The sequence below is a fragment of the Streptomyces sp. 4F14 genome (assembly GCF_048159485.1).
In the GTDB taxonomy this organism is placed as follows: domain Bacteria; phylum Actinomycetota; class Actinomycetes; order Streptomycetales; family Streptomycetaceae; genus Streptomyces.
Genome location: NZ_JBLRVY010000012.1, coordinates 168,998 through 188,891 on the forward strand (window position 1 = coordinate 168,998; position 19,894 = coordinate 188,891).

Below are 19,894 nucleotides of genomic sequence, written 5' to 3' on the forward strand. Positions count from 1 at the left end.
TCAGGGGGTGACGGCGAAGGACGGGGTGCGCCTTTCCCGGAAGGCCAGGGTGCCCTCCATGGCATCCGGGCCGCCGAGCGTGTCGTCGGCGAGGGCGGCGAGCGCGTCGTGGACGGCGGCCATGCCGTCGGTGCGCAGCCGCGCGGTGGTGAACCGTTTCGTGTGGCGCACGGCGTCGCGGCTGCCCTCCGCGATCGTCTCCCCGAGACGCTGGGCCGCCTCCTCGACGTCCTCGTCGTGGACGGTCTCGTGCACCAGGCCGCAGCGCAGCGCGGTCGCCGTGTCGAGTTCCCGGGTGGTCAGGGCCAGCAGTCCGGCGGGTTTGTGGGCGAGGGTGTACGGCGCGAGGGCGGCGAACACCGTGGGCCACACGCCGATCCTGGCCTCGGGCAGCCGGAAGGTCGCGTCCGTGCCGGCCACGGCGAGGTCGCTGACCTGGACGATCTCGACTCCCCCGCCGACGGCCCGGCCGCGTACGGCGGAGATGACCGGCACCTCGCACTCGGCGATGGCCCGTATGGCGGGCAGGACCAGGCCGAGGAAGTAGTCGCGGGCCAGCTGCGGGGTCGTGAGCCGGAAGAACTCCCCGATGTCGTTGCCGGCGCAGAACGCGCGCGGTGAGCCGTGCAGGACGACGGCCCGTACGCCGGGGTCGGCGCCGGCCTCCGCGAGCCGCTCGGTCAGACCGGTCCAGCCCGCCGCGTCCATGGCGTGCAGTTTCTCGGGCCGGCCGAAGGTGATGTGGGCGACGGGTCCCTGCCTGCGCAGGTCCATGGCTGTCTCCTGACGGGTGCTCAGCGGGTGCTGGTGGTGAACAGGGCCGGGTCCATGACCTTGGGGTCCCGGACGATCGGGGTGAAGCCCATGTGCGGCAGGATGTCGCGCTCCACGGAGATCCCGGGTGCGACCTCGGTCAGCTCGACGCCGCCCGGGACGAGCCGGAAGACGGCGCGCTCGGTGACGTAGAGGACTTCCTGGCCGCGGGCGAGGGCCTGCGGTCCTGAGAAGGTCACCTCGTCGACGGCGGCGACGAACTTGCCCACCTCCCCCTCGCGTTCGACGCGCAGGGAGCCGTCGGCGACCGTCAGCCGGGTGCCCTTGGCGGTGAACTGGCCGCAGAAGACGACGCGTCGGGCCGACTGGGAGATGTCGATGAAGCCGCCGGGGCCGATGATGCCGCCGCCGATCCGGCTGACGTTGACGGAGCCGGCCGCGTCGACCTCGGCCATGCCCAGGTAGGTCGCGTCGAGGACGCCGCCGGTGAAGAAGTCGAACTGGGTGGTCGACGGGACGGTGATCTCCGGGCCGCCGCACACGCCGAACATGTCGCCGGACAGCGGGGTGCCGCCGGTGTGCCCCTGTTCGATGCAGATGGTGACCTCGGCCAGCCGACCGCGCTCGGCCAGGACGTCGACGACCTCGCTGGAGATGCCGAAGCCGAGGTTCATCACGTCCCCGGTGCGCACCTCCTCGGCGGCGCGGCGGGCGATCAGCCGGCGGACGGGGGACGCGGCGGCGGGCTCGTACGCGGGAGCGGGCGCGTCTCCGCACAGGGCGGGATCGTGCGCCCCGAGGTACGTCTGCTCCTGTCCGGGTACGACGGCGACGGCGTCGACGAGGAAGCGCGGCAGATGCACGTCCTGGGGATGAAGCGGCGTCTCCCGGCTGCGCTGGACCTGGGCGAGGACGATTCCGCCGGACGCCTTCGCCGCCTGGGCGACCGCGAGGGCGTCGAGTTGGGCGGCCTCCCCGGCGAGGGTGATGTTGCCGTTCGGATCGACGGCTGTGCCCCGGACGATGCCGACGTCCACCGGGAACGGGCGGTAGCGCAGGTACTCCCGGCCGTCGAAGGCGACCAGTTCGACGAGGGTGTCGATGGCGGAGGCGTTGGCCCGGCCGCCGGACTGCCGGGGGTCGACGAAGGTGCCGAGGCCGGTCGTGGTGACCAGGCCGGGGCGGCGGGCGCCGATCTCCCGCAGCAGCAGGCTGATCACGCCGCCGGGCAGGACGTACGCCTCGATCTCCTCGTCGGCGGCGAGCCGCGTCATCTCCGGCGACCACGTCCAGTGGCCGCCGATGACCTTGCGGACCAGCTTCGGGTGGGCGAAGGCGTTGGTGCCGCGTGAGCGCCGGTCTCCGACGCCGAGGGCGTGCACCAGGGTGAGGCCGGCGGGGCTCGCCTCGGTGAGGAAGCGCTGTTCGAGGGCGGCGAAGACGGCGTCCGCCTCGATGACGCCGCCGCCGGCGCCGGTGATGGCGACGGTCGCCCCGTCAGGCACCAGGGCCGCGAGTTCGGCCGGGGTGCACAGGCGGGGTGCCGCTGTCCGGGTCCGGGTCCGGTTCGGGTTCGGGTTGTTCACCAGACGCTCATTCCGCCGTCGACGGTCAGGACGGAGCCGGTCGCGAACGAGGATTCCTCGCAGGCCAGGAACAGGGTCGCGGCGGCGATCTCCTCGGGCCGGCCGAGCCGCCCGAGCGGCTGGCGTGCGGCGAGGTCGGCCCGGTAGGCGTCGGGGTCCGGCAGGTGGGCGGAGATCTTCGCGAAGTAGGGGGTGTCGGTCGTGCCGGGCGCGACGCAGTTGACCCGGATGTTCTCCCCGGCGTGGTCCACGGCCATCGCCTTGGACAGGCCGACGACCGCGGCCTTGGTGGCGCAGTAGGCGGCCCGTTCGGACATGCCGATGTGGCCCGCGACGGAGGCCATGTTGACGACGCTGCCCCCGCCGGCCTCGCGCATGAGGGGGATCGCGGTACGGCAGCCGAGGAAGACGCTGCTCACGTTGGCGGTGACGATGGCCTGCCAGTCCGCCCAGGAGGTGTCGGTCACCGAGGCGCGGATCCCGTACCCGGCGTTGTTGACCAGGACGTCCAGCCGTCCCCAGCGCTCCACGACCTGGTCGTGGACCCGCTGCCAGGTCCGCGGCGCTCCCGCGTCGCCGACGACGGTGAACTCCGGGCCGTCGGCCAGGGCCGCCCGTTCGTCGAGGTCGACGACACCGACGCGTGCCCCCTCCCGGAGGAAGGCGTCCACCACGGCCCGCCCGATACCCGAAGCGCCGCCGGTCACCACGGCGGTCTTCCCGGTCAGTCTCATGCCAGCTCCATCACTGAAAGCGGTTTCAGTTCGCGGCACAGTGGAGCACGCACCTGCCGTCCATGACAAGGGTCGAGAGCATGGAAGCCGCAACCATTCACCGCGATGAACTGGCCTTTTAATCACGAGAGAGAAAACTTCAAGGGCACTTGAAGACCCTTCCCCGGAGATCTCACGCAGAGGGATACCGGTTTCAGTCAGGAAGGCGTACTGTCCCCGGCATCCCCCCAGCCGCACCCACCCCGGAGGCACCGTGCCGACCGCGTCATCAGCCATGTCCACACAGCACTCCACCCGCGAGGTGCCCCCGAAAGAGCTGCGCCGGGTGGTCGCCGCGAGCGCCGCCGGCAGCGCTCTGGAGTGGTACGACTTCTCCATCTACGGCACCGCGTCGGCGCTCGTGTTCAGCCAGCTCTTCTTCCCCGGCCTCGACAGCAAGACCGCGCTGCTCGCCACCCTCGGCACCTACGCCGTCGGGTTCTGCGCCCGCCCGCTCGGCGGCCTGTTCTTCGGCTACATCGGCGACCGCTACGGCAGGAAGCTGGTCCTGCTCTCCACCGTGCTGCTGATGGGCGCCGCGACCCTCCTGATCGGCCTGCTGCCCACCTACAGCCAGATCGGGGTCTGGGCGCCGGCCCTGCTGCTCCTGCTGCGTGTGCTCCAGGGCTTCGGCAGCGGCGCCGAACAGGCGGGGGCCTCCCTGATCTGCACGGAGTTCGCGCCCCGCGACCGGCGCGGTTTCGTCGGCTCCCTCGCCTTCGCCGGGATCATCCTCGGCACCCTGTTCGCCGCCGGAGTCTTCGCCCTGATCACGCGCCTGCCGGACGAGGCACTGCTGTCCTGGGGCTGGCGGGTGCCGTTCCTGCTGAGCATCGTCGTCGTCGCGGCGGGCGTCTTCATCCGCTTCGGCATCGGGGAGAGCCCCGTCTTCGAGGAGGTCAAGAAGTCCGGCGAGGTCGCCCGCAACCCGCTCAAGGAGGCGGTGCGCGGCGAGGGCGGCCGGATCCTGGCCGTGCTCGGTCTGCGGGTCGGCGAGAACGGGACGTCCTACCTGGTCAGCGTGCTGGCGCTGAGCTATGTCTCCAAGGATCTCGGCCTCGGCAAGACGGTCAGTACCCAGGCCCTGGTGATCGCCTCCTTCGTGGGCCTCGCGGCGGTCCCGTTCTGGGGCTGGCTGTCCGACCGGGTGGGCCGGCGGATCGTCTACCGCTGCTGCGCCCTCTTCCTGACCGTCTTCGCGTTCCCGTTCTTCTGGCTCCTCGACACCCGCGAGCCCGCGCTCGTCTACGTCGCCTTCGCGCTGGCCATGTCCGTCGGGGTGTGGGGCATGTACAGCGTGCAGGCCGCCTACTTCCCGGAGTTGTTCCGCGCCCGCCACCGCTACTCGGCGCTGACCCTCTCCAAGGAGATCGGCGCGGTCCTCGGCGGCGGTCTCGCGCCGATCCTCGGGGCGTCCCTGCTCCTGTGGGCCGGCGGCGGGTGGGCGCTGGCCGCGTACATCGCCGTGCTGGGCACCATCTCCTTCACCTCGACGTTCCTGGTCCCCGAGACCAAGGGCTGTGACCTGACCGTCGGTTAGGGTGACCTCGTCCGCGGGGCCGCCCTCAGGACATCGGGCGGCCACGCGCAGGCGGGGGCCGGCGCGGGAAGGGAAGCTGACACGTGGCGAGGCCCAAGGGGACCGGGACCGTGACGATCCGGGCCGTGGCCACCGCCGCCGGGGTGTCACCGGCGACCGTCTCCCGCGTGCTGGCGGGCAAGACGGTGCGCCCGGGGTCCGCCGAACGCGTCCGGGCCGTCGTCGAGGAGCTGGGCTACCGGCCCAACTCCAGCGCCCGCGACCTAGCCCAGGGGCGGACGCGCACGATCGGGGTGAGCGTCCCGGATCTCGACAACCCCTACTTCACCGGCATCCTGAAGGGCATCGGACGCGAGGCGCAGGCGTCCGGGTTCCAACTGCTGGTCGGCGACAGCGGCATCTCCTCGGAGGACGAGGTGTGGCGTGCCGTCCGCCAACGCTGCGACGGCATCGTCCTGTGCTCCCCGTACGCGTCCGAGGCCGCGCTGGCGAAGGCGGTCACCGCGCTCAGTCCGGTGGTGATCGTCAACCGCTGCGCCCCTTCCGTGCCCGCGCCCCAGATCGCCGTCGACTCGCACAGCGCGATCCTCGAACTCACCGGCCGGCTGATGCGGTTGGGGCATCGCCGGCTCGCCTACCTCGCGGGCCCCGAGCGCTCCTGGTCGGACCGGGAACGCCGGCGCGCCATGGAGTCGACGCGCCACTTCGGCGCCGAGGTGACGACGGTGGCGGCCGGGACGGGCGTCGAGGAGGTCGCCCGAGCCGTGGACACGGCGCTGGAGGCCGGCGCCACGGCGCTGATCGCCTTCAACGACCTGATCGCCTTCGCCGCGCTGTCCCGGCTGCGCGAACGCGGTGTCCGCGTGCCCGAGGACGTCTCGGTGACCGGCTTCGACGACATTCCCTACGCGCGCCTCGCCGTGCCTCCGCTGACCTCCGTGCACAGCCCGCAGGTGGAGCTGGGTGCGCGGGCCTGGCACATCCTGCGGGCGCTCCTCGACGGGGAACAGGCCGAGGGGTTCCAGACGATCGACGCCGAGGTACGGCTCCGCGACTCCGTCGGTGCGCCCGGCGGCCTCTAAGAGAATGACGTTTCCCCCTAGGGAGAACGAGGGTATCGGTCCTGGGCAGACAGAGTCGGCCGACGGAGGAGACGCGATGCCGAAGGGCTACCTCATCATGACCGAGACCATCAGGGACCGGGCGGGCATGGACGCCTACGGCCGCGCGTCCGCGCCGTCGCTGCTCGCGGCCGGGGCGCGCGTCCGGGTCGTCGATCCCGACCCCGAGGTCCTGGAGGGGGCGTGGCACGGGGACCGGACGATCGTGGTCGAGTTCCCGTCGGTCGAGGCCGCTCGCGCGTGGTACGAGTCGGCCGAGTACCAGCGGGTCAAGCCGTTGCGGGAGGCCGCCGCCGAGACCAACGCGGTCATCGTCACCGGCTTCGAACCGCCTTCCTGACGGTCCGCCCGGGACGCCGACGCGGTCTGGCCTTCCGCTCACGAGAGAACTAGATTCTCCTTCGCGAGAAGGATGCTCACGCCAGTACCGTGCGACACCACGAAGGAACCTGCCCGTGGCTCACGACGAACTGCCCGAGACCATCGCCGCCGTCGACTTCTTCCGGGACGACGCCGCGGTGGCGGACCCGTACCCCTACTTCGACGCCCTGCGCGCCCAGTGCCCCGTGACCCGTGAACCTCACCACGGGGTGGTGATGGTGACCGGGTACGACGAGGCGGTCCAGGTGGCCCAGGACGCCGGGACGTTCTCCTCCTGCCTGTCGGTGACCGGGCCCTTCCCCGGGTTTCCGGTGCCGCTGGAGGGGGACGACGTCGGCGAGCTGATCGACCGGCACCGGCACGAACTCCCCATGAGCGACCAGTTGCCGACCCTCGATCCCCCGGTGCACACCGCCCACCGGGGTCTGCTGATGCGGCTGATCACGCCCAAGCGGCTCAAGGAGAACGAGGCGGCCATCAGGGAGATCGCCGACCGGATGCTGGACACCTTCCTGGCGTCCCCGGACAGCGAGTTCATCAGCGGGTTCGCCGGCCCCTTCACTCTCCTTGTCATCGCCGACCTGCTCGGGGTGCCCGAGGCGGACCGGGAGATGTTCCGCGACCAGCTCCAGCGCCGGCCCCGGGCCGGTGGGATCGGCAGCACCGGCGAGGACACCCTGGCGCACTCACCGCTGGAGTTCCTGTACGCCCGGTTCGGTGACTACATCGAGGAACGCCGCCGGGAACCGCGGGGCGACGTCCTGACCCAGCTCGCCACGGCCACCTTCCCCGACGGCACCCTGCCCGAGGTCGGCGACACCGTCCGGGTCGCCGCGAACCTCTTCTCGGCCGGCCAGGAGACCACCGTCCGGCTGCTCGGCTCCGCGCTCTGGATCATCGCCGAACACCCCGAGATCCAGGGGCTGTTGCGCGAGGAACCGCACCGCGTCCCCAACTTCGTCGAGGAGGTGCTGCGGATGGAGAGCCCGGTCAAGGGCGACTTCCGGCTCGCCCGGGTCCCGGCCTGCGTGGGCGGCGTCGACATCCCGGCCGGCAGCACGGTCATGGTGGTCAACGGGGCGGCCAACCGTGATCCGCGCCGCTTCGAGGATCCGACGTCCTTCGACCCCGCGCGCCCGAACGCCCGCCAGCACATCGCCTTCGGGCGCGGCATCCACACCTGCCCCGGCGCACCGCTGGCCCGGGCCGAGGCACGGGTGGGCATCGAACGCCTGCTGGAGCGCACCGGGGACATCAGGATCTCGGAGCGGGTGCACGGGCCGGCGGACGCCCGCCGCTTCCGGTACCTGCCCACGTACATCCTGCGGGGCATGACCCACCTCCAGCTGGAGTTCACGCCTGCCGGAAAGGGCCCGCGATGAGAGTCGCCGTCGACGAGGACCGCTGCCGCGGCCACGGAATCTGTCACACCCTGTGCCCCACGGTGTTCGACCTCACCGAGGACGGCTACGCCACGGCCGAACAGGGCGACGTACCCCAGGAGTTGGAGCAGACCGCGCGTTCCGCCGCCGCGAGCTGCCCCGAGTCGGCCATCTCCTGGCACTGACCTCCTCACACCGCCGTGATGCCCTCCATCCCCGACGCGGCGAAGGAGGGCAGCCCGGTGACCGTGGTGACCTTCGTCAACGCGCCGTTGTGGCCGATGCGGAAGCCGTCGACCGTGCCGGAGGTGGCGTTCTGGACGTACAGGAAGCGGGCGTCCCGGGTCACCGCGAGGTCGATGACGCCCTGCGAGCGCGGCGAGGGGGGTGTGGCGACGCCGGTCCTGTCGGTGAGGGCCAGCTTGCCGGTGCGGTCGGTGCGGTAGCCGGTGACCGTGGAGTTGCCGGTGTTGCCGCCGTAGAAGAAGTCGCCCGCGCGCTCCAGCCAGCACAGGGTGTTCTGGCCGTTGGGCAGGGGCTTCTGGACGACCTTGAGGGTGCCGTCGCGGCGGACCCGGTAGGTGCTGACGGTCGACTTCTCCGCCTCGGCGACCAGCATGTGCCCGGCCTTGTCGAAGGTGATCGCGAACGGGACGCCGCCGGCCGAGGGGTTGACCTTCGGCCGGTGCGCGGGGCGGCCGTCCCCCCGCATCGGGAACACCTCGATCGTGTTGGCCGACTTGGTCGTCACCACCAGCTCGCGCCCGCCCGGGGTGAACGCGACCTGGCCCGGGGAGCTGGTGAACAGCGGGACCTTCTTGTTCTTCAGCCCCAGGGAGCGGTGCGAGCCGCTCAGCGGGGTGAGTCCTTCGGCCGTGAGGCGGAAGCCCTGGACGCTGCCCGCGCCGCCCGCGTTCATCACGTACGCGAGGCCGCCGGAGACGGTGATCGACGACGGGAAGTCGCCGCCGGAGCGTACGACCTGACGGTCGCTGAGCTTCTGTCCGGTGACCCGGAACGAGGTGACCGTGCCGCTGCCCGCGTTGACCGCGAGGAGCCGCCCCGACCTCGCGTCGTAGACCAGGGAGCCCTGGGAGGCGAGGGAGTCGGTGGGGGCGTCGACCTGGTCGCCGCCCTTGCCGCCGGTCGCGTAGGTGCCCGCGCCGGTCAGGGTGCCGTCGTCGCCCCGCCGGAAGACGCGGACGGTGTTGCCGGCCAGCTCGTTGCCCTGGACGAACACGGCGTGGTCGGCGCCGGCCCGCAGCGGGGTCGCCGCCTTGCCGTGGGCGGGCTCTCCCGCGGAGGCGAGGTTCATCGTCGCGGCCGCCGCGCCGGTCGCGAGGACGGCGGCTCCGGCGATGCCCAGCCGGGTCTTGAGGGGTGAACGACGCCTGGTGTGCCTGCTCATGGGGTGCTCCTCCGGTTCTGGCCGGCCACCGATGGCGAGTGGCCGGCGGAGCCAGAGTGGCCTGTGGGACAGGGGGAGTTCGAGGATTCCGGCGCCACGTCACGCTCTCGTAAGAAGTGGCGCCACCGCCCCGGCCGCTGTGACGGACGTCACGCGTCAGGGTTCGAACTTTCGCGCCCGCGTCGCATCCAGTCCGCGTCTGTCCTGTTCATCTCGGATACCCAAGGAACAAGCTCCATGGTTTACATGCGCGGATTCATGCCCTGGATCGTCGCCGGCGTCGTGTCGGGTTTCGTGGACTGGCGGTGGGGCGCGGTCAGCGGTTTCGCCTCGGGGCTGCTGCTCCTGGTCCAGGACCGGCGGCGCGGGGTCGCCCTCGACGCGCTGGTCCTGGAGGCCAGCACCATCGTGTACTTCGCGGTCGTCGGTGCGGTCGCCGTCGCCCGGCCGCACGCGTCCCTGTCGCACCACACCGACGTCCTGTCCTTCGCCTGGCTGGCCGCCACGGCGTGGGGGACGCTGGCGGTCCGCCGCCCCTTCACGCTGGGCATCGCCAAGCTCCAGACGCCGCCCGAGGTCTGGGACATGCCGGAGTTCGTCCGTGTCAACAACCACATCGCCGCCGCGTGGGGGGCGGGCTTCACGTTCATCGGCGTGAGCCTGGCCGTCGCGGGCGCCGTGGACGCGCCCGCCTGGGTCGGCATCACCGCCCATGTCGTGGGCCTCACCGCGCCCGCCCTCTTCACCAAGATCCATCCCGCCCGGGCCGAGGCACGGATGGCGGCCGCATCGCAGCAGGCCGCGCGGGAGGTCGGGGCGGCGCACGAGCGCTGAGCCGGGTTCCGGACGCGGTGCGGCACAAGGGCCGGCGGGGCGTCCCGAAGTTCTTACCTCTTCGGGGTCGTCCTCCCCCTCGCCCGGCTGCCAGAATTCCCCCGCGCATGAGCCTGTACCGCGTCGCCCCGGAGGAGTCCGCCCCCATGACAGCCCCGCCCCCCGCGGACGACGAACTGACCCGCAGGGCCCAGGCCGGTGAGACCGGGGCGCTCGGGCTGCTGCTGGCCCGGCATCAGGCGCCGATGCGGGCGGTGGCGCTGAGCCTGCTCGGGCACGGACCCGACGCGGAGGACGCCGTGCAGGACGCGGCGCTCACCGCGCTGCGGCGCATCGGCGACGTACGGGATCCGGCGGCCGTGGGCGCCTGGCTGCGGGCGATCGTGCGCAACAACTCCCGGATGCGGCTGCGCGCGGGACAGGAGACGCCGGGTCTGGACGGCCCGCACCCGCCTTGCCGGTCCGTCGCCTCGCAGCCCGAGCGGGTCGTCGACCAGCACGCGATGCGGGACTGGATCCGGGACGCGGTGGAGCGGCTGCCCGAGCCGCTGCGGCTGGTGGTGATGCTGCGTCACTTCAGCGGCGTCACCTCCTACCGGGAGATCGCGCACGCCTGCGACATCCCGGTGGGGACGGTCCGCAGCCGCCTCAACCAGGCCCGCTCCAAGCTCTCCCAGCTCCTGCTGACGACGGCGACGCAGTCCCACGACGACGTCTCCCGGCTCACCGAGGACAGCCGGCGGGAGGCCGAGGCGACGCTGGAGGGGGCCCGGCGCGGCCGTCAGCCGAGGGAGATCCTGGAGCTGTGGCCCGCCGAGACCCGGCTGCTCGGCGTCCTGAGCACGCCGGGCGAGCGCTGCCATCCCTTCCCGGCGATGCGCAGGAACCGGGAGAAGGGGGTGACGCAGCGGCTGCGCCATGTGGTGGCGAGCCGGACGGTCACCATCTGGGAGATGGACGTCATCAGCCCCGCCGGCGCCCCCGACCCGTGCCCGCCGGCTCTCACCTGGCTCATGGTCCGCCGGGACCGGCGGGTCCAGACCCTCCGGGTGGTCTTCCCGGGGCCGCAGGGCTGAAAGCAGGGTCCACTTGTTCGCGAGTGGCCCTGGTACCGGCGTACAGGGCCCCGCTGGTATGGACGCCCGTCCCCCGCTGCCGAGAGGTGCCCGATGCCCCGTACCCGCGAGTTCGTCCAGGTCGACGTGTTCTGTACGACCCCCTACTCCGGCAACCCGGTCGCGGTCGTCCTGGACGGGACGGAGCTGACCGACGAGGAGATGCAGGACCTGGCGCGCTGGACGAACCTGTCCGAGACGACGTTCGTCCTGCCCCCGGCGGCCGAAGAGGCGGACTACCGGCTGCGGATCTTCACGCCCGGTGGCGAGCTGCCGTTCGCCGGGCACCCCACGCTCGGCTCCGCGCGCGCCTGGCTGGACGGCGGCGGCGTACCCCGGCGGGCGGGCCGGATCGTGCAGGAGTGCGACGTCGGCCTTGTCACCGTGCGCCGGAGCGACGGGGACCTGTCCTTCGCCGCCCCGCCACGCATCCGCGAGGGGGCGCTCGACGAAGCTCGACTGGCCCGGATCATCACCGCGTTCGGCATCACGCGGGACCGTGTCCTGGACCACCAGTGGGTCGACAACGGCCCCGGCTGGGCCGTGGTCCGGCTGGCGACCGCCGAGGAGGTCCTCGCCCTCGAACCCGACCTGTCCCTGATCCCGGACGGCATGGCCGGCGCGATCGGCGCCTGCCCGCCCGGCTCCGCGCACGACTTCGAGATGCGTACGTTCGCCCCCGCCGCCGGTGTCCCCGAGGACCCGGCGTGCGGCAGCATGAACGCCGGCGTCGGCCAGTGGCTGACCTCCACGGGCGCCGCGCCCTCCTCGTACCGCGTCTCGCAGGGCGCGCGGCTGGGCCGGGCGGCGAGCATCGGGGTCACCGCCGACGCGGACGGCACGGTCTGGGTGAGCGGGGCCGCGACCGTCCGGATCCGGGGCACGGTCAGTCTGTGACCGGGGTGAGCGTCTTCATGGTGACGTAGCTGGTCACGGTGGCCACGCCGGGCAGAGCGGCCAGGCGGTTGGCGTGGAAGTCCTCGTAGGCGGGCAGGTCGGCGACCTCGACCTGGAGGAGGTAGTCGAAGTTGCCGGTGAGGTGGTGGCAGGCGACCACCTCGGACAGTCCGACGATCCCGCGCTCGAAGGCGACGACGTCCGCGCGGGTGTGCCGCATCAGCCGTACGCCCGCGAAGACGCGCAGGCCGCGGCCGACGGCGGCGGGGTCGATCAGCGCGCGGTAGCCGCGGATCACGCCGGTCTCCTCCAGGTGCCGGACGCGGCGCAGGCAGGGGGACGGGGAGAGTCCGACCCGGGCGGCGAGTTCGTTGTTGCTGATGCGGCCGTGCTGTTCGAGCACGGCGAGAATCGACCGGTCCACTTCGTCCATGGGGGCAGATTATTGCGCCGGGAACCCCTCTAGCACCATCGTGTGCCGGTTAGGTGCGCAATTTGCTGCCAAAGTTGCCGGGAATCGGTGATGCCCGCATGCCGGTCGGCCACCCTTCAGGGGAGTCACCGAGGGAAGGGCAGCCATGCCGGGCAAGAGCACTGTCACCGTTCACGCCGATCGTCACGTCCACCCGAGCCGGGCCGTCGCGCCGCCCATCCACCAGACGGCCGCGTTCTCGGCCGAGGACGGCGAGACGTTCGCCCGCGCCGCCACCGAAGCGCGCGGCCAGGACTTCTACACCCGCTTCGGCAACCCCAACCACGCCCAAGTCGCGGCCGTCGTCGCGGAGTTGGAGGGAACCGAGGCGGCCATGGTCACCGCGTCCGGGATGGCCGCGCTGACGACCGCCGTCCTGGCCCTGGTCTCGGCCGGGGACCACGTCATCGGGCAGCGGTCCACGTACGGCGGGACGGCGTCGGTGCTGCTGAACCTGCTGCCGCGGCTGGGCGTGACGACGACCCTGGTCGACCAGACGGACCCGGAGGCGTTCGAGCGGGCGCTCACCTCGCGCACCCGGCTGATCCTGGTGGAGACCCCGAGCAACCCGCTGCTCCAGATCACGGATCTGCGGGCCGTCGTGGAACTGGCCCACGCGCACGAGGTGGTGACCATGGCGGACAACACCTTCGCGACGCCGCTGAACCAGCGTCCGGCCGAGTTCGGCGTCGACCTGGTGTGGCACAGCGCGACCAAGTACCTCAACGGCCACTCGGACGTCTCCGCCGGAGTGATCGCCGGGCCCGCCGCGCTCCTGGACCCGATCTGGGACACCAGCCTCCTCACCGGCGCGACGCTCGGCCCGATCGACGCGTGGCTGCTGCTGCGCGGGATGCGCACCCTGCCGCTGCGGATACCCCGGCACAACGCCAACGGGCAGGCCCTCGCCGAGGCGCTGCACGAGCATCCGGCCGTGTCTCGGGTGCACTATCCCGGCCTTGCCTCCCACCCGCAGCACAAGCTGGCCGCCGACCAGATGAGCGGCTACGGCGGGGTCCTCGGCGTCGAGTTCACCGGCGGGTTCGCGATGGCCGACGCGTTCCTCGGCGCGCTGCGCTACCCGCGCCGCTCGGCCAGTCTCGGCGGCGTGGAGTCGCTGGCCGTGCACCCGGCGTCCATGTGGCGCGGGATGCTCAGCGAGGACCAGCTCGCCGAGGCCGTCCCGCCGGGCCTGGTGCGGCTGGCGGCGGGCACCGAGGACACGGCCGACCTGGTCGCCGACGCGCTGGCGGCCGCCGACGCGGTACGCGGCGCGGCCTGAGCGGAAGCCGACCCGGCCCGACCGCGGGGCGGCCCGCGAGCGCAGCCGCCGTCACCGCCCCACCCTGACTGTGAAGGACGCGATGGCGTCCCTGAAGGAGCCCCCCATGAAAACCCTGCTCACCGGCGGCACCGTCGTCAGCATGGACCCGGCCGTCGGCGACCTCTCCCCCGGCGACGTCCTGATCGAGGACGGTGTGATCGTCGAGGTCGCCGCGCTCCAGGACTCCCCGGGGCGCTCGGTCTTCTGCCTCGGCGCCGGCTGGGGCACCTCCGACCCGGTCGACTCCGCCGTACGCCGGGTCCGTGACGCGCTGCCCGGTGACGGTCCGGTCACCATGGCGCTCGGGCTGCGCGGCCCCGAGGCGACCGGCATGGACACGGTCGCCCGGGAGCTGAAACTGGCGGACGGACTCGGCCTGCGCACCAGCCTGCACGTCGACCTCACCGCCGGGGCGGTCGCCGGCCTGCGCGCGCACGGCCTGCTGCGGGACACCACGACCTTCGTCCACGGCAACGGCCTCGGCGACGAGGAACTGCGGATGCTCGCCGACGCGGGCAGCTCCCTGTCCATCAGCCCGGACGTCGAGCTGAAGATGGGCTTCGGACAGCCCATGACCGGCCGCGCGCTGGCCGCCGGACTGCGCCCGACCCTCTCCGTGGACGACGTGCCGTCCGCCGCCGGGGACCTGTTCTCCACGATGCGTACGGCCTTCGCCGTGCAGCGCGGTCTGGACGGCGGCCTGTGCTCCCGTCACCTGCTCTCCTTCGTCACCGTCGACGCCGCCGCCTCCTGCGGGCTGGCCGCGCGGGCGGGGAGCATCACCCCCGGCAAGGACGCCGACCTGGTCCTGCTGCGCGCCGACGACCTGACCGTCTTCCCCGTCACCGACCCGGTCGCGAGCGTCGTGAGCGCCGGGCACCCGGGCCTGGTCGACACCGTGCTCGTCGCGGGCCGGGTCGTGAAGCGCGACGGCGCGCTGGTGGGCGTCGACCTGCCGGCGCTGCGGGCCCGGCTGCTCGCCTCGCGGGACCGGATCGCGGCGGCGGCCGGCGTCCCGCTCGACGGGACCTGGCGGCCGGAGGTACTGCGAGCGCAGTAGGCGGAAGTGTCTGCGGACGGCCAACGACGAGAGACGCCGTGGCTGCGAGCGTGGAATCGGGCCGGTATCACCGGCCCGATCGCCTGTGCACGTCTCGAAAGGCTCGTCATGTCTTCTCTCGCCCGCTGGTGCCATCGGCACCGGCTCGCCGTCGTCCTGGTCTGGGTGGGCCTGCTGGTCGCCCTGGGCGGCGGGGTCGGCGCGGCCGGCAGCGCCTTCGGCAACAGCCCGACCGCGCAGGACACCGACTCCGCCCGGGCGACGGCCCTGCTCCAGCGGGCGTCCAACAGCGCGGCGGGCAAGAGCGGCCGGGTCGTCTGGCAGGTGAAGGACGGCAAGGTCACCGAGCCGGCCGCCGAGCGGGCGATGACCGGCGCGCTGGAGCGGATCGCCGACGCCCCGGGTGTCGCCGCCGTCAGCAGCCCCTACGCGCCCGAAGGCAAGGCACAGGTCAGCGAGGACGGCCGGACGGCGTACGCGACCGTCTCGTTCGCGCGGGACGTCGCGGACGCCCAGGTCGACCACGTGAAGGACCTCGCGACCGCCCCGGAGGCGGGCGGCCTGCACATCGCGCTCAACGGGCAGGCGTTCACCGTCAACCCGGAGCCGAACGCGGTCGCCGACGCGATGGGCATCATCCTCGCGTTCCTGGTGCTGCTGTTCGTGTTCCGTGCCGTGTGGGTGGCCGCGCTGCCGATCATCACGGCGGTCATCGGCGTCGGCACCTCCGCGGTCACGGTCATGCTGCTCAGCCACGTCATCACGCTCTCCAGCACGACCCTCACCCTCGGCTCGCTGATCGGCCTGGGCGTCGGCATCGACTACGCCCTGTTCATCGTCAACCGCCACCGCGCCAACCTGATGGCGGGCATGGGCACGGCCGAGTCGGTCGCGAAGTCCCTCAACACGTCCGGGCGGGCCGTGGTGTTCGCCGGGCTGACCGTCGTCGTCGCGCTGCTCGGCATGCTCACCCTGAACGTCGGCATCATCAACGGGATGGCGATCGGCGCGGCCGTCACCGTCGTCCTGACCGTGCTGGCCGCCATCACCCTGCTGCCCGCGCTGCTCGGCATGATCGGGCCGCGGGTCCTCAGCAAGAAGGAGCGCCGGGAGCTGACCGGCGGGCGGACGTCCACGGGACGGCCCGGTCCGTGGACCCGGTGGGCCCGGCTCGTCCAGTCCCGCCCCAAGGCCCTGGGCCTGATCGCCCTCGCCGTTCTGGCGGCGCTCGCGTTCCCGACGCTGTCGCTGCGTCTGGGCGCCTCCGACGACGGCAACCTGCCGACGAGCTCGACGAACCGGCAGGCGTACGACATGATCGCCGACGGTTTCGGGCCCGGCTTCAACGGCCCCCTCGTCCTCGCCGTCCAGGCCCCGACCGCCGCCGACAAGGCGGCCGAGGCGAAGCTCGTCACCGCGCTGAAGCAGGTCGACGGCGTCGCGAGCGCCTCCGCCGCGCCGCTGAAGGAGGGGCAGACGGTCGGCGTGATCTCCGTCGTCCCGACCACGTCCCCCCAGTCGGCGGCCACCTCCGACCTGATCCACCACCTGCGCGACACGGTGATCCCGCCGGCCGAGCGGGGTACGTCGATGAAGGTGTACGTCGGTGGTGTCACCGCCAGCAACGACGACTTCGCGTCGACGCTGATGGCGAAGCTGCCGGTGTTCGTGCTGGTCATCGCCGCGCTCGGCTTCCTCCTCCTGACCGTCGCCTTCCGCAGCCTGCTGATCCCCGCCGTGGGCGCCGTCCTGAACATCCTCAGCATCGGGGTGGCCTTCGGCGCGATCGTCGTCGTGTTCCAGTACGGGTTCGGGTCGCCGCTGCTCGGGCTCGGGGCCGGCGGGCCGATCGAGTCGTTCGTGCCGATCCTGGTCGTCGGCATCATGTTCGGGCTCTCCATGGACTACCAGGTGTTCCTGGTCAGCCGGATGCGCGAGGAGTGGGCCCACACCGGGGACAACCGGCGTGCGGTGCGGGTCGGGCAGGCCGAGACGGGCAAGGTCATCGCCGTCGCCGCGACCATCATGTTCTGCGTCTTCGGGTCCTTCGTGTTCGGCGGGATGCGGGTGATCGCCGAGTTCGGGGTGAGCCTCGCGGTGGCCGTCGCCGTGGACGCGCTGCTGATCCGCATGTGCCTCGTGCCGGCGCTCATGCACCTGTGCGGGAACGCGAACTGGTGGCTGCCCCGGAGCCTGGACAAGGCGCTGCCGCGCGTCTCGGTGGAGGGTCCGGCGGACGAGCCGGCAGTGGCCCCGCCCTCGGTGCGCGAACCGTATCCGGCCGGGCTGGCCGACTGACCCGGCGCGGGCCCGGCAGGCCGCCGGGTCCGCGCTCCTTACAGTGAGGGAATGGACGTGAGAGTGGTGTGGCGGCGGTGGCTGGCCCGTCATGACCGGGTCGGGGACGCGCTTCCCGCGGTGCCGGTGGTCCTGATCTCCGTGGCGGGCACGGCGGTCGGGAAGTCCGCCTGGCACGAGCCGGAGTGGCTCGACGGGGTGTGGACGGCGCTGTCCTGTCTGCCGCTGGTGGTGCGCAGCCGGTGGCCGCTGGCCGTCGCGCTCGTCACCCTGGCGGGCGGCCTCACCCTGATGGCCGCCGCCCCGCACATGGTGGCCGCCCCGGCGGCGAGCCTGATCGGCCTGTACACGCTGGCCTCGCTCGGGGAGCGGCGTACGGCGTGGCTCGTCGGGGTGGCCGCCGCCGTGGCGATCGGGGGTGTCTTCGCCGCCACCCACGACGAGTCGGTGATCGGCGGGGGCAGCCTGGTGAAGTTCGACTTCGCGATCGCCGCGACCGCGCTGGGCCGGGCCGTGCGCAGCCGCCGCGAGCACCTCGCGCAGGCACAGGCCCGGGTGGACCTCGCCGAGCGGATGAAGGAGGAGGAGGCCGGGCGCCGGGTCACCGAGGAGCGGGTCCGGATCGCGCGCGACCTGCACGACGTCGTCGCCCACCACATCACCCTGGTCAACGCCCAGGCGGGGGTGGCCCATCACCTGATGCGCGACCATCCGGACCAGGCGTACGAGGCACTCGCGCACATCAAGGACAACAGCCGCGCGGCGCTCGACGAACTGCGGGCCACCGTCGGCCTGTTGCGCCGGCCCGACGACGCGCCGGAATCACGGGCGCCCGTCCCCCGGCTCGCGGATCTCGACGCCCTCGTCGACGGGATGCGCGCGGGCGGGCTGCCCGTGCGGGTGGCCCGTACCGGCAGCCCCGTGCCGCTGGCGCCGGCCACCGAGCTGACGGCGTACCGCATCGTCCAGGAGGCCCTGACCAACAGTCACAAGCACGCGTCCGCGACCCGGGTCGCCGTCGTCCTGGACTACGGCCCGCACACGCTGCGGGTGACCGTGACGGACGACGGACGCCCCGGCGCGCCCAAGGGCGAGGGCACCGGCCACGGGCTGATCGGCATGCGGGAGCGGGCCGTGGTCGTCGGCGGGACCGTCAGCGCCGGGCCCCGGCCGGGGGGCGGCTTCCAGGTCGTCGCCGAACTGCCGGTCTCTTTCTCCCCCGCCCCCGCACCTTCACCTTCACCTTCTCCTTCACCGAACGCCGTCTGAGGACCCCATGACCATCCGTGTCCTGCTCGCCGACGACCAGGCGCTGTTGCGCGCCACCTTCAAGCTGCTCATCGACACCCAGCCGGACATGGAGGTGGTCGCGGAGGCGTCCGACGGCCGCGAGGCGGTGCGGCTCGCCCGGTCCGAGCGCGCCGACATCGTGGTGATGGACATCCGGATGCCCGAGGTCGACGGCATCGAGGCGACCCGCCTCATCGGCGACGACGAGGACCTCGCCGGCGTCAAGGTCCTCGTCCTCACCACCTTCGAGCAGGACGAGTACGTCATCGAGGCGCTCAGGGCCGGGGCGAGCGGGTTCCTCGGCAAGGGCGTCGAGCCGGCGCAGCTCCTCGACGCGATCCGCCTCGTCACGGCCGGTGAGGCGCTGCTCTCCCCGGCCGCCACCAAGGGCCTCATCGCCCGTGTCCTGGCGCTGCCCGCGCCGGGCGGCCTCGTCGACCAGGCCCGCCTGGAGACGCTGACGCCCCGCGAACGCGAGGTGCTGACCCTGGTGGCGGCCGGCCTGACCAACGACGAGATCGCCGAGCGCCTCTTCGTCACCCCCGTCACCATCAAGACCCACGCCAACCGGGCCATGGCCAAGCTCGGCGCCCGCGACCGGGCGCAGCTCGTCGTCATCGCCTACGAGACGGGGCTCGTCCGCCCCGGGGAGGGCACGGTTCCCCGGCAGTGAACGACGTCCTGATATGGCATCAAATACCTATATAGGGTGCTGTATCGATACGACTCATCGGGTCATTCCTGTACTCTCACCGGGTGAAACAAGACACGCCAGCCGAATCAGCACCCCGGCTCGATCCGCGTGCGGAGCTGAAGGAATTCCTGCGTTCCCGCAGGGCCCGGCTCAAGCCTGAGGACCTCGGCCTGCCCTCGTACGGCAGGCGCCGGGTCCCCGGGCTGCGGCGCGAGGAGCTGGCGCAGCTGGCGGGGGTGTCGTTCGCGTACTACGCGCGGCTGGAACAGGGGTACGGCGACTCCATGTCGGCAGAGGTGCTGGAGGCCGTCGCCCAAGCCCTGCGGCTGACCAAGGACGAGCGCTCCCATCTGCTCCGGCTGGCCCAGCCCGAGCGGCGGGACGCACCCCGGCCGCGACCCCTGATGAGCGCCACCCATCAGCACATGCTCGACGCGCTCGGTGTCCCCGCCTACATCACCGGCTGGCACATGGACATCCTGGGCTGGAACCGGCTCGCCACCGCCGTGTTCGGGGACTGGGAGCCGCTGCCCGCCGAGGAGCGCAACCTGGCCCGGCTGATCTTCCTCTCCCCGCAGACCCGCGAGCGGTTCGCCGACCCGGACCGCACCGGGCGGGTCGTCGCCGCCATCCTGCGTACGCACGTGGGCAAGAATCCCGAGGACCGGCGGCTGGCCGCCCTGATCACCGACCTGTCACAGCGGAGCGAGGAGTTCCGGCGGCTGTGGGCCCGGTACGACGTGGGATGCGAGGCGCTCGGCGACGTCGTACCGCTGCGGCATCCGCTGGTCGGCGAGTACAGCCTCGTCCACGCGCCCATGATCCTCCCCTGCGACCCCCCGCTGTGGCTGCTCGCCTACCACGCCGAGCCGGGCACCCCCGCCGAGGAGGCCCTCCGGCTGCTGGCGGGCCAGGAGCCGGCGCCGCGGCACTGACCCGGCCCGG

The 19,894-nt window shown here is 72.6% G+C and carries 19 protein-coding genes; 14 read left to right on the plus strand and 5 right to left on the minus strand.

Annotation, left to right across the window (positions count from 1 at the left end):
• Genes ACLZOT_RS22445 through ACLZOT_RS22455 form a run of 3 tightly spaced genes read right to left on the minus strand, consistent with a single transcriptional unit; the run spans position 1 to position 3,094 of the window.
• Entirely contained in the window at positions 1-774 is a 774-nt protein-coding gene (locus tag ACLZOT_RS22445) for an enoyl-CoA hydratase/isomerase family protein (RefSeq protein WP_416970790.1), read from the minus strand.
• Between the two features lie 20 nt (positions 775-794).
• Positions 795-2,360 (minus strand): CoA-transferase, encoded by a 1,566-nt coding sequence (locus ACLZOT_RS22450; protein WP_416970791.1) that lies wholly within the window; start codon positions 2,358-2,360, stop codon positions 795-797.
• Positions 2,357-3,094 (minus strand): glucose 1-dehydrogenase, encoded by a 738-nt coding sequence (locus ACLZOT_RS22455; RefSeq protein WP_416970792.1) that lies wholly within the window; start codon positions 3,092-3,094, stop codon positions 2,357-2,359. Before ACLZOT_RS22455 ends, ACLZOT_RS22450 begins: the two co-directional genes overlap by 4 nt.
• A gap of 274 nt (positions 3,095-3,368) precedes the next feature.
• Here ACLZOT_RS22455 and ACLZOT_RS22460 point away from each other — a divergent pair, with 274 nt between their 5' ends.
• The 5 genes from ACLZOT_RS22460 (at position 3,369) to ACLZOT_RS22480 (ending at position 7,742) form a co-directional block, all read left to right on the plus strand.
• Positions 3,369-4,673, plus strand: a complete 1,305-nt coding sequence (locus tag ACLZOT_RS22460) for an MFS transporter (protein WP_416970793.1) — start codon at positions 3,369-3,371, stop codon at positions 4,671-4,673.
• A gap of 83 nt (positions 4,674-4,756) precedes the next feature.
• The gene (locus ACLZOT_RS22465) at positions 4,757-5,755 is read left to right on the plus strand and encodes a LacI family DNA-binding transcriptional regulator (protein ID WP_416970794.1); all 999 of its coding nucleotides are present in this window, start codon (positions 4,757-4,759) and stop codon (positions 5,753-5,755) included.
• 76 nt (positions 5,756-5,831) lie between these two features.
• Positions 5,832-6,134 carry a DUF1330 domain-containing protein gene (locus ACLZOT_RS22470; RefSeq protein ID WP_416970795.1) on the plus strand — a complete coding sequence of 101 codons (303 nt, stop codon included), beginning with the start codon at positions 5,832-5,834 and terminating at the stop codon, positions 6,132-6,134.
• 115 nt (positions 6,135-6,249) lie between these two features.
• Positions 6,250-7,557 (plus strand): cytochrome P450, encoded by a 1,308-nt coding sequence (locus ACLZOT_RS22475; protein ID WP_416970796.1) that lies wholly within the window; start codon positions 6,250-6,252, stop codon positions 7,555-7,557.
• On the plus strand, positions 7,554-7,742 hold the full coding sequence (locus ACLZOT_RS22480) for a ferredoxin (protein ID WP_416970797.1): 189 nt from the start codon (positions 7,554-7,556) through the stop codon (positions 7,740-7,742). The genes ACLZOT_RS22475 and ACLZOT_RS22480 overlap by 4 nt, the downstream gene beginning before the upstream one ends.
• 5 nt (positions 7,743-7,747) lie before the next feature.
• Here the strand turns inward: ACLZOT_RS22480 and ACLZOT_RS22485 are convergent, their stop codons facing one another.
• Entirely contained in the window at positions 7,748-8,965 is a 1,218-nt protein-coding gene (locus ACLZOT_RS22485; RefSeq protein ID WP_416970798.1) for a lactonase family protein, read from the minus strand.
• Between the two features lie 237 nt (positions 8,966-9,202).
• Between ACLZOT_RS22485 and ACLZOT_RS22490 the strand changes: the two genes are divergently transcribed.
• The 3 genes from ACLZOT_RS22490 (at position 9,203) to ACLZOT_RS22500 (ending at position 11,811) form a co-directional block, all read left to right on the plus strand.
• Positions 9,203-9,799 carry a hypothetical protein gene (locus ACLZOT_RS22490; RefSeq protein WP_416970799.1) on the plus strand — a complete coding sequence of 199 codons (597 nt, stop codon included), beginning with the start codon at positions 9,203-9,205 and terminating at the stop codon, positions 9,797-9,799.
• 107 nt (positions 9,800-9,906) lie between these two features.
• On the plus strand, positions 9,907-10,875 hold the full coding sequence (locus tag ACLZOT_RS22495; RefSeq protein WP_416970800.1) for an RNA polymerase sigma factor: 969 nt from the start codon (positions 9,907-9,909) through the stop codon (positions 10,873-10,875).
• Between the two features lie 93 nt (positions 10,876-10,968).
• Complete coding sequence (locus ACLZOT_RS22500) at positions 10,969-11,811, plus strand: PhzF family phenazine biosynthesis protein (RefSeq protein WP_416970801.1); 843 nt, start codon at positions 10,969-10,971, stop codon at positions 11,809-11,811.
• On the opposite strand, the gene ACLZOT_RS22505 is transcribed toward ACLZOT_RS22500, so the two are convergent.
• Positions 11,801-12,244 carry an Lrp/AsnC family transcriptional regulator gene (locus tag ACLZOT_RS22505; protein ID WP_416970802.1) on the minus strand — a complete coding sequence of 148 codons (444 nt, stop codon included), beginning with the start codon at positions 12,242-12,244 and terminating at the stop codon, positions 11,801-11,803. The two genes, ACLZOT_RS22500 and ACLZOT_RS22505, sit on opposite strands and share 11 nt — an antisense overlap.
• A 145-nt stretch (positions 12,245-12,389) precedes the next feature.
• On the opposite strand from ACLZOT_RS22505, the gene ACLZOT_RS22510 reads away from it, so the two are divergent.
• The 6 genes from ACLZOT_RS22510 (at position 12,390) to ACLZOT_RS22535 (ending at position 19,884) form a co-directional block, all read left to right on the plus strand.
• Positions 12,390-13,565, plus strand: a complete 1,176-nt coding sequence (locus tag ACLZOT_RS22510) for a trans-sulfuration enzyme family protein (protein WP_416970803.1) — start codon at positions 12,390-12,392, stop codon at positions 13,563-13,565.
• A 106-nt stretch (positions 13,566-13,671) separates the two neighbouring features.
• Positions 13,672-14,667 (plus strand): amidohydrolase family protein, encoded by a 996-nt coding sequence (locus ACLZOT_RS22515; RefSeq protein ID WP_416970804.1) that lies wholly within the window; start codon positions 13,672-13,674, stop codon positions 14,665-14,667.
• 108 nt (positions 14,668-14,775) lie between these two features.
• Positions 14,776-16,965 (plus strand): MMPL family transporter, encoded by a 2,190-nt coding sequence (locus ACLZOT_RS22520; RefSeq protein ID WP_416970805.1) that lies wholly within the window; start codon positions 14,776-14,778, stop codon positions 16,963-16,965.
• Positions 16,966-17,016: 51 nt separating this feature from the next.
• Complete coding sequence (locus tag ACLZOT_RS22525) at positions 17,017-18,234, plus strand: histidine kinase (protein WP_416970806.1); 1,218 nt, start codon at positions 17,017-17,019, stop codon at positions 18,232-18,234.
• A 7-nt stretch (positions 18,235-18,241) separates the two neighbouring features.
• Positions 18,242-18,928, plus strand: coding sequence for a response regulator (locus ACLZOT_RS22530; RefSeq protein ID WP_416970807.1), 687 nt, complete (start codon positions 18,242-18,244; stop codon positions 18,926-18,928).
• Positions 18,929-19,011: 83 nt separating this feature from the next.
• Positions 19,012-19,884, plus strand: a complete 873-nt coding sequence (locus tag ACLZOT_RS22535) for a helix-turn-helix domain-containing protein (RefSeq protein WP_416970808.1) — start codon at positions 19,012-19,014, stop codon at positions 19,882-19,884.
• The last annotated feature ends 10 nt before the right edge of the window (positions 19,885-19,894 follow it).

Excerpts from the sequence above, each read along its gene's own strand:
- ACLZOT_RS22490 (WP_416970799.1), top strand. The coding sequence starts at position 9,203 with ATGGTTTACATGCGCGGATTCATGCCCTGGATCGTCGCCGGCGTCGTG.
- ACLZOT_RS22455 (WP_416970792.1), bottom strand. The coding sequence starts at position 3,094 with ATGAGACTGACCGGGAAGACCGCCGTGGTGACCGGCGGCGCTTCGGGT.
- ACLZOT_RS22470 (WP_416970795.1), top strand. The coding sequence starts at position 5,832 with ATGCCGAAGGGCTACCTCATCATGACCGAGACCATCAGGGACCGGGCG.
- ACLZOT_RS22515 (WP_416970804.1), top strand. The coding sequence starts at position 13,672 with ATGAAAACCCTGCTCACCGGCGGCACCGTCGTCAGCATGGACCCGGCC.
- ACLZOT_RS22530 (WP_416970807.1), top strand. The coding sequence starts at position 18,242 with ATGACCATCCGTGTCCTGCTCGCCGACGACCAGGCGCTGTTGCGCGCC.
- ACLZOT_RS22525 (WP_416970806.1), top strand. The coding sequence starts at position 17,017 with ATGGACGTGAGAGTGGTGTGGCGGCGGTGGCTGGCCCGTCATGACCGG.
- ACLZOT_RS22480 (WP_416970797.1), top strand. The coding sequence starts at position 7,554 with ATGAGAGTCGCCGTCGACGAGGACCGCTGCCGCGGCCACGGAATCTGT.
- ACLZOT_RS22495 (WP_416970800.1), top strand. The coding sequence starts at position 9,907 with ATGAGCCTGTACCGCGTCGCCCCGGAGGAGTCCGCCCCCATGACAGCC.
- ACLZOT_RS22445 (WP_416970790.1), bottom strand. The coding sequence starts at position 774 with ATGGACCTGCGCAGGCAGGGACCCGTCGCCCACATCACCTTCGGCCGG.
- ACLZOT_RS22505 (WP_416970802.1), bottom strand. The coding sequence starts at position 12,244 with ATGGACGAAGTGGACCGGTCGATTCTCGCCGTGCTCGAACAGCACGGC.
- ACLZOT_RS22485 (WP_416970798.1), bottom strand. The coding sequence starts at position 8,965 with ATGAGCAGGCACACCAGGCGTCGTTCACCCCTCAAGACCCGGCTGGGC.
- ACLZOT_RS22460 (WP_416970793.1), top strand. The coding sequence starts at position 3,369 with ATGTCCACACAGCACTCCACCCGCGAGGTGCCCCCGAAAGAGCTGCGC.
- ACLZOT_RS22500 (WP_416970801.1), top strand. The coding sequence starts at position 10,969 with ATGCCCCGTACCCGCGAGTTCGTCCAGGTCGACGTGTTCTGTACGACC.
- ACLZOT_RS22510 (WP_416970803.1), top strand. The coding sequence starts at position 12,390 with ATGCCGGGCAAGAGCACTGTCACCGTTCACGCCGATCGTCACGTCCAC.
- ACLZOT_RS22520 (WP_416970805.1), top strand. The coding sequence starts at position 14,776 with ATGTCTTCTCTCGCCCGCTGGTGCCATCGGCACCGGCTCGCCGTCGTC.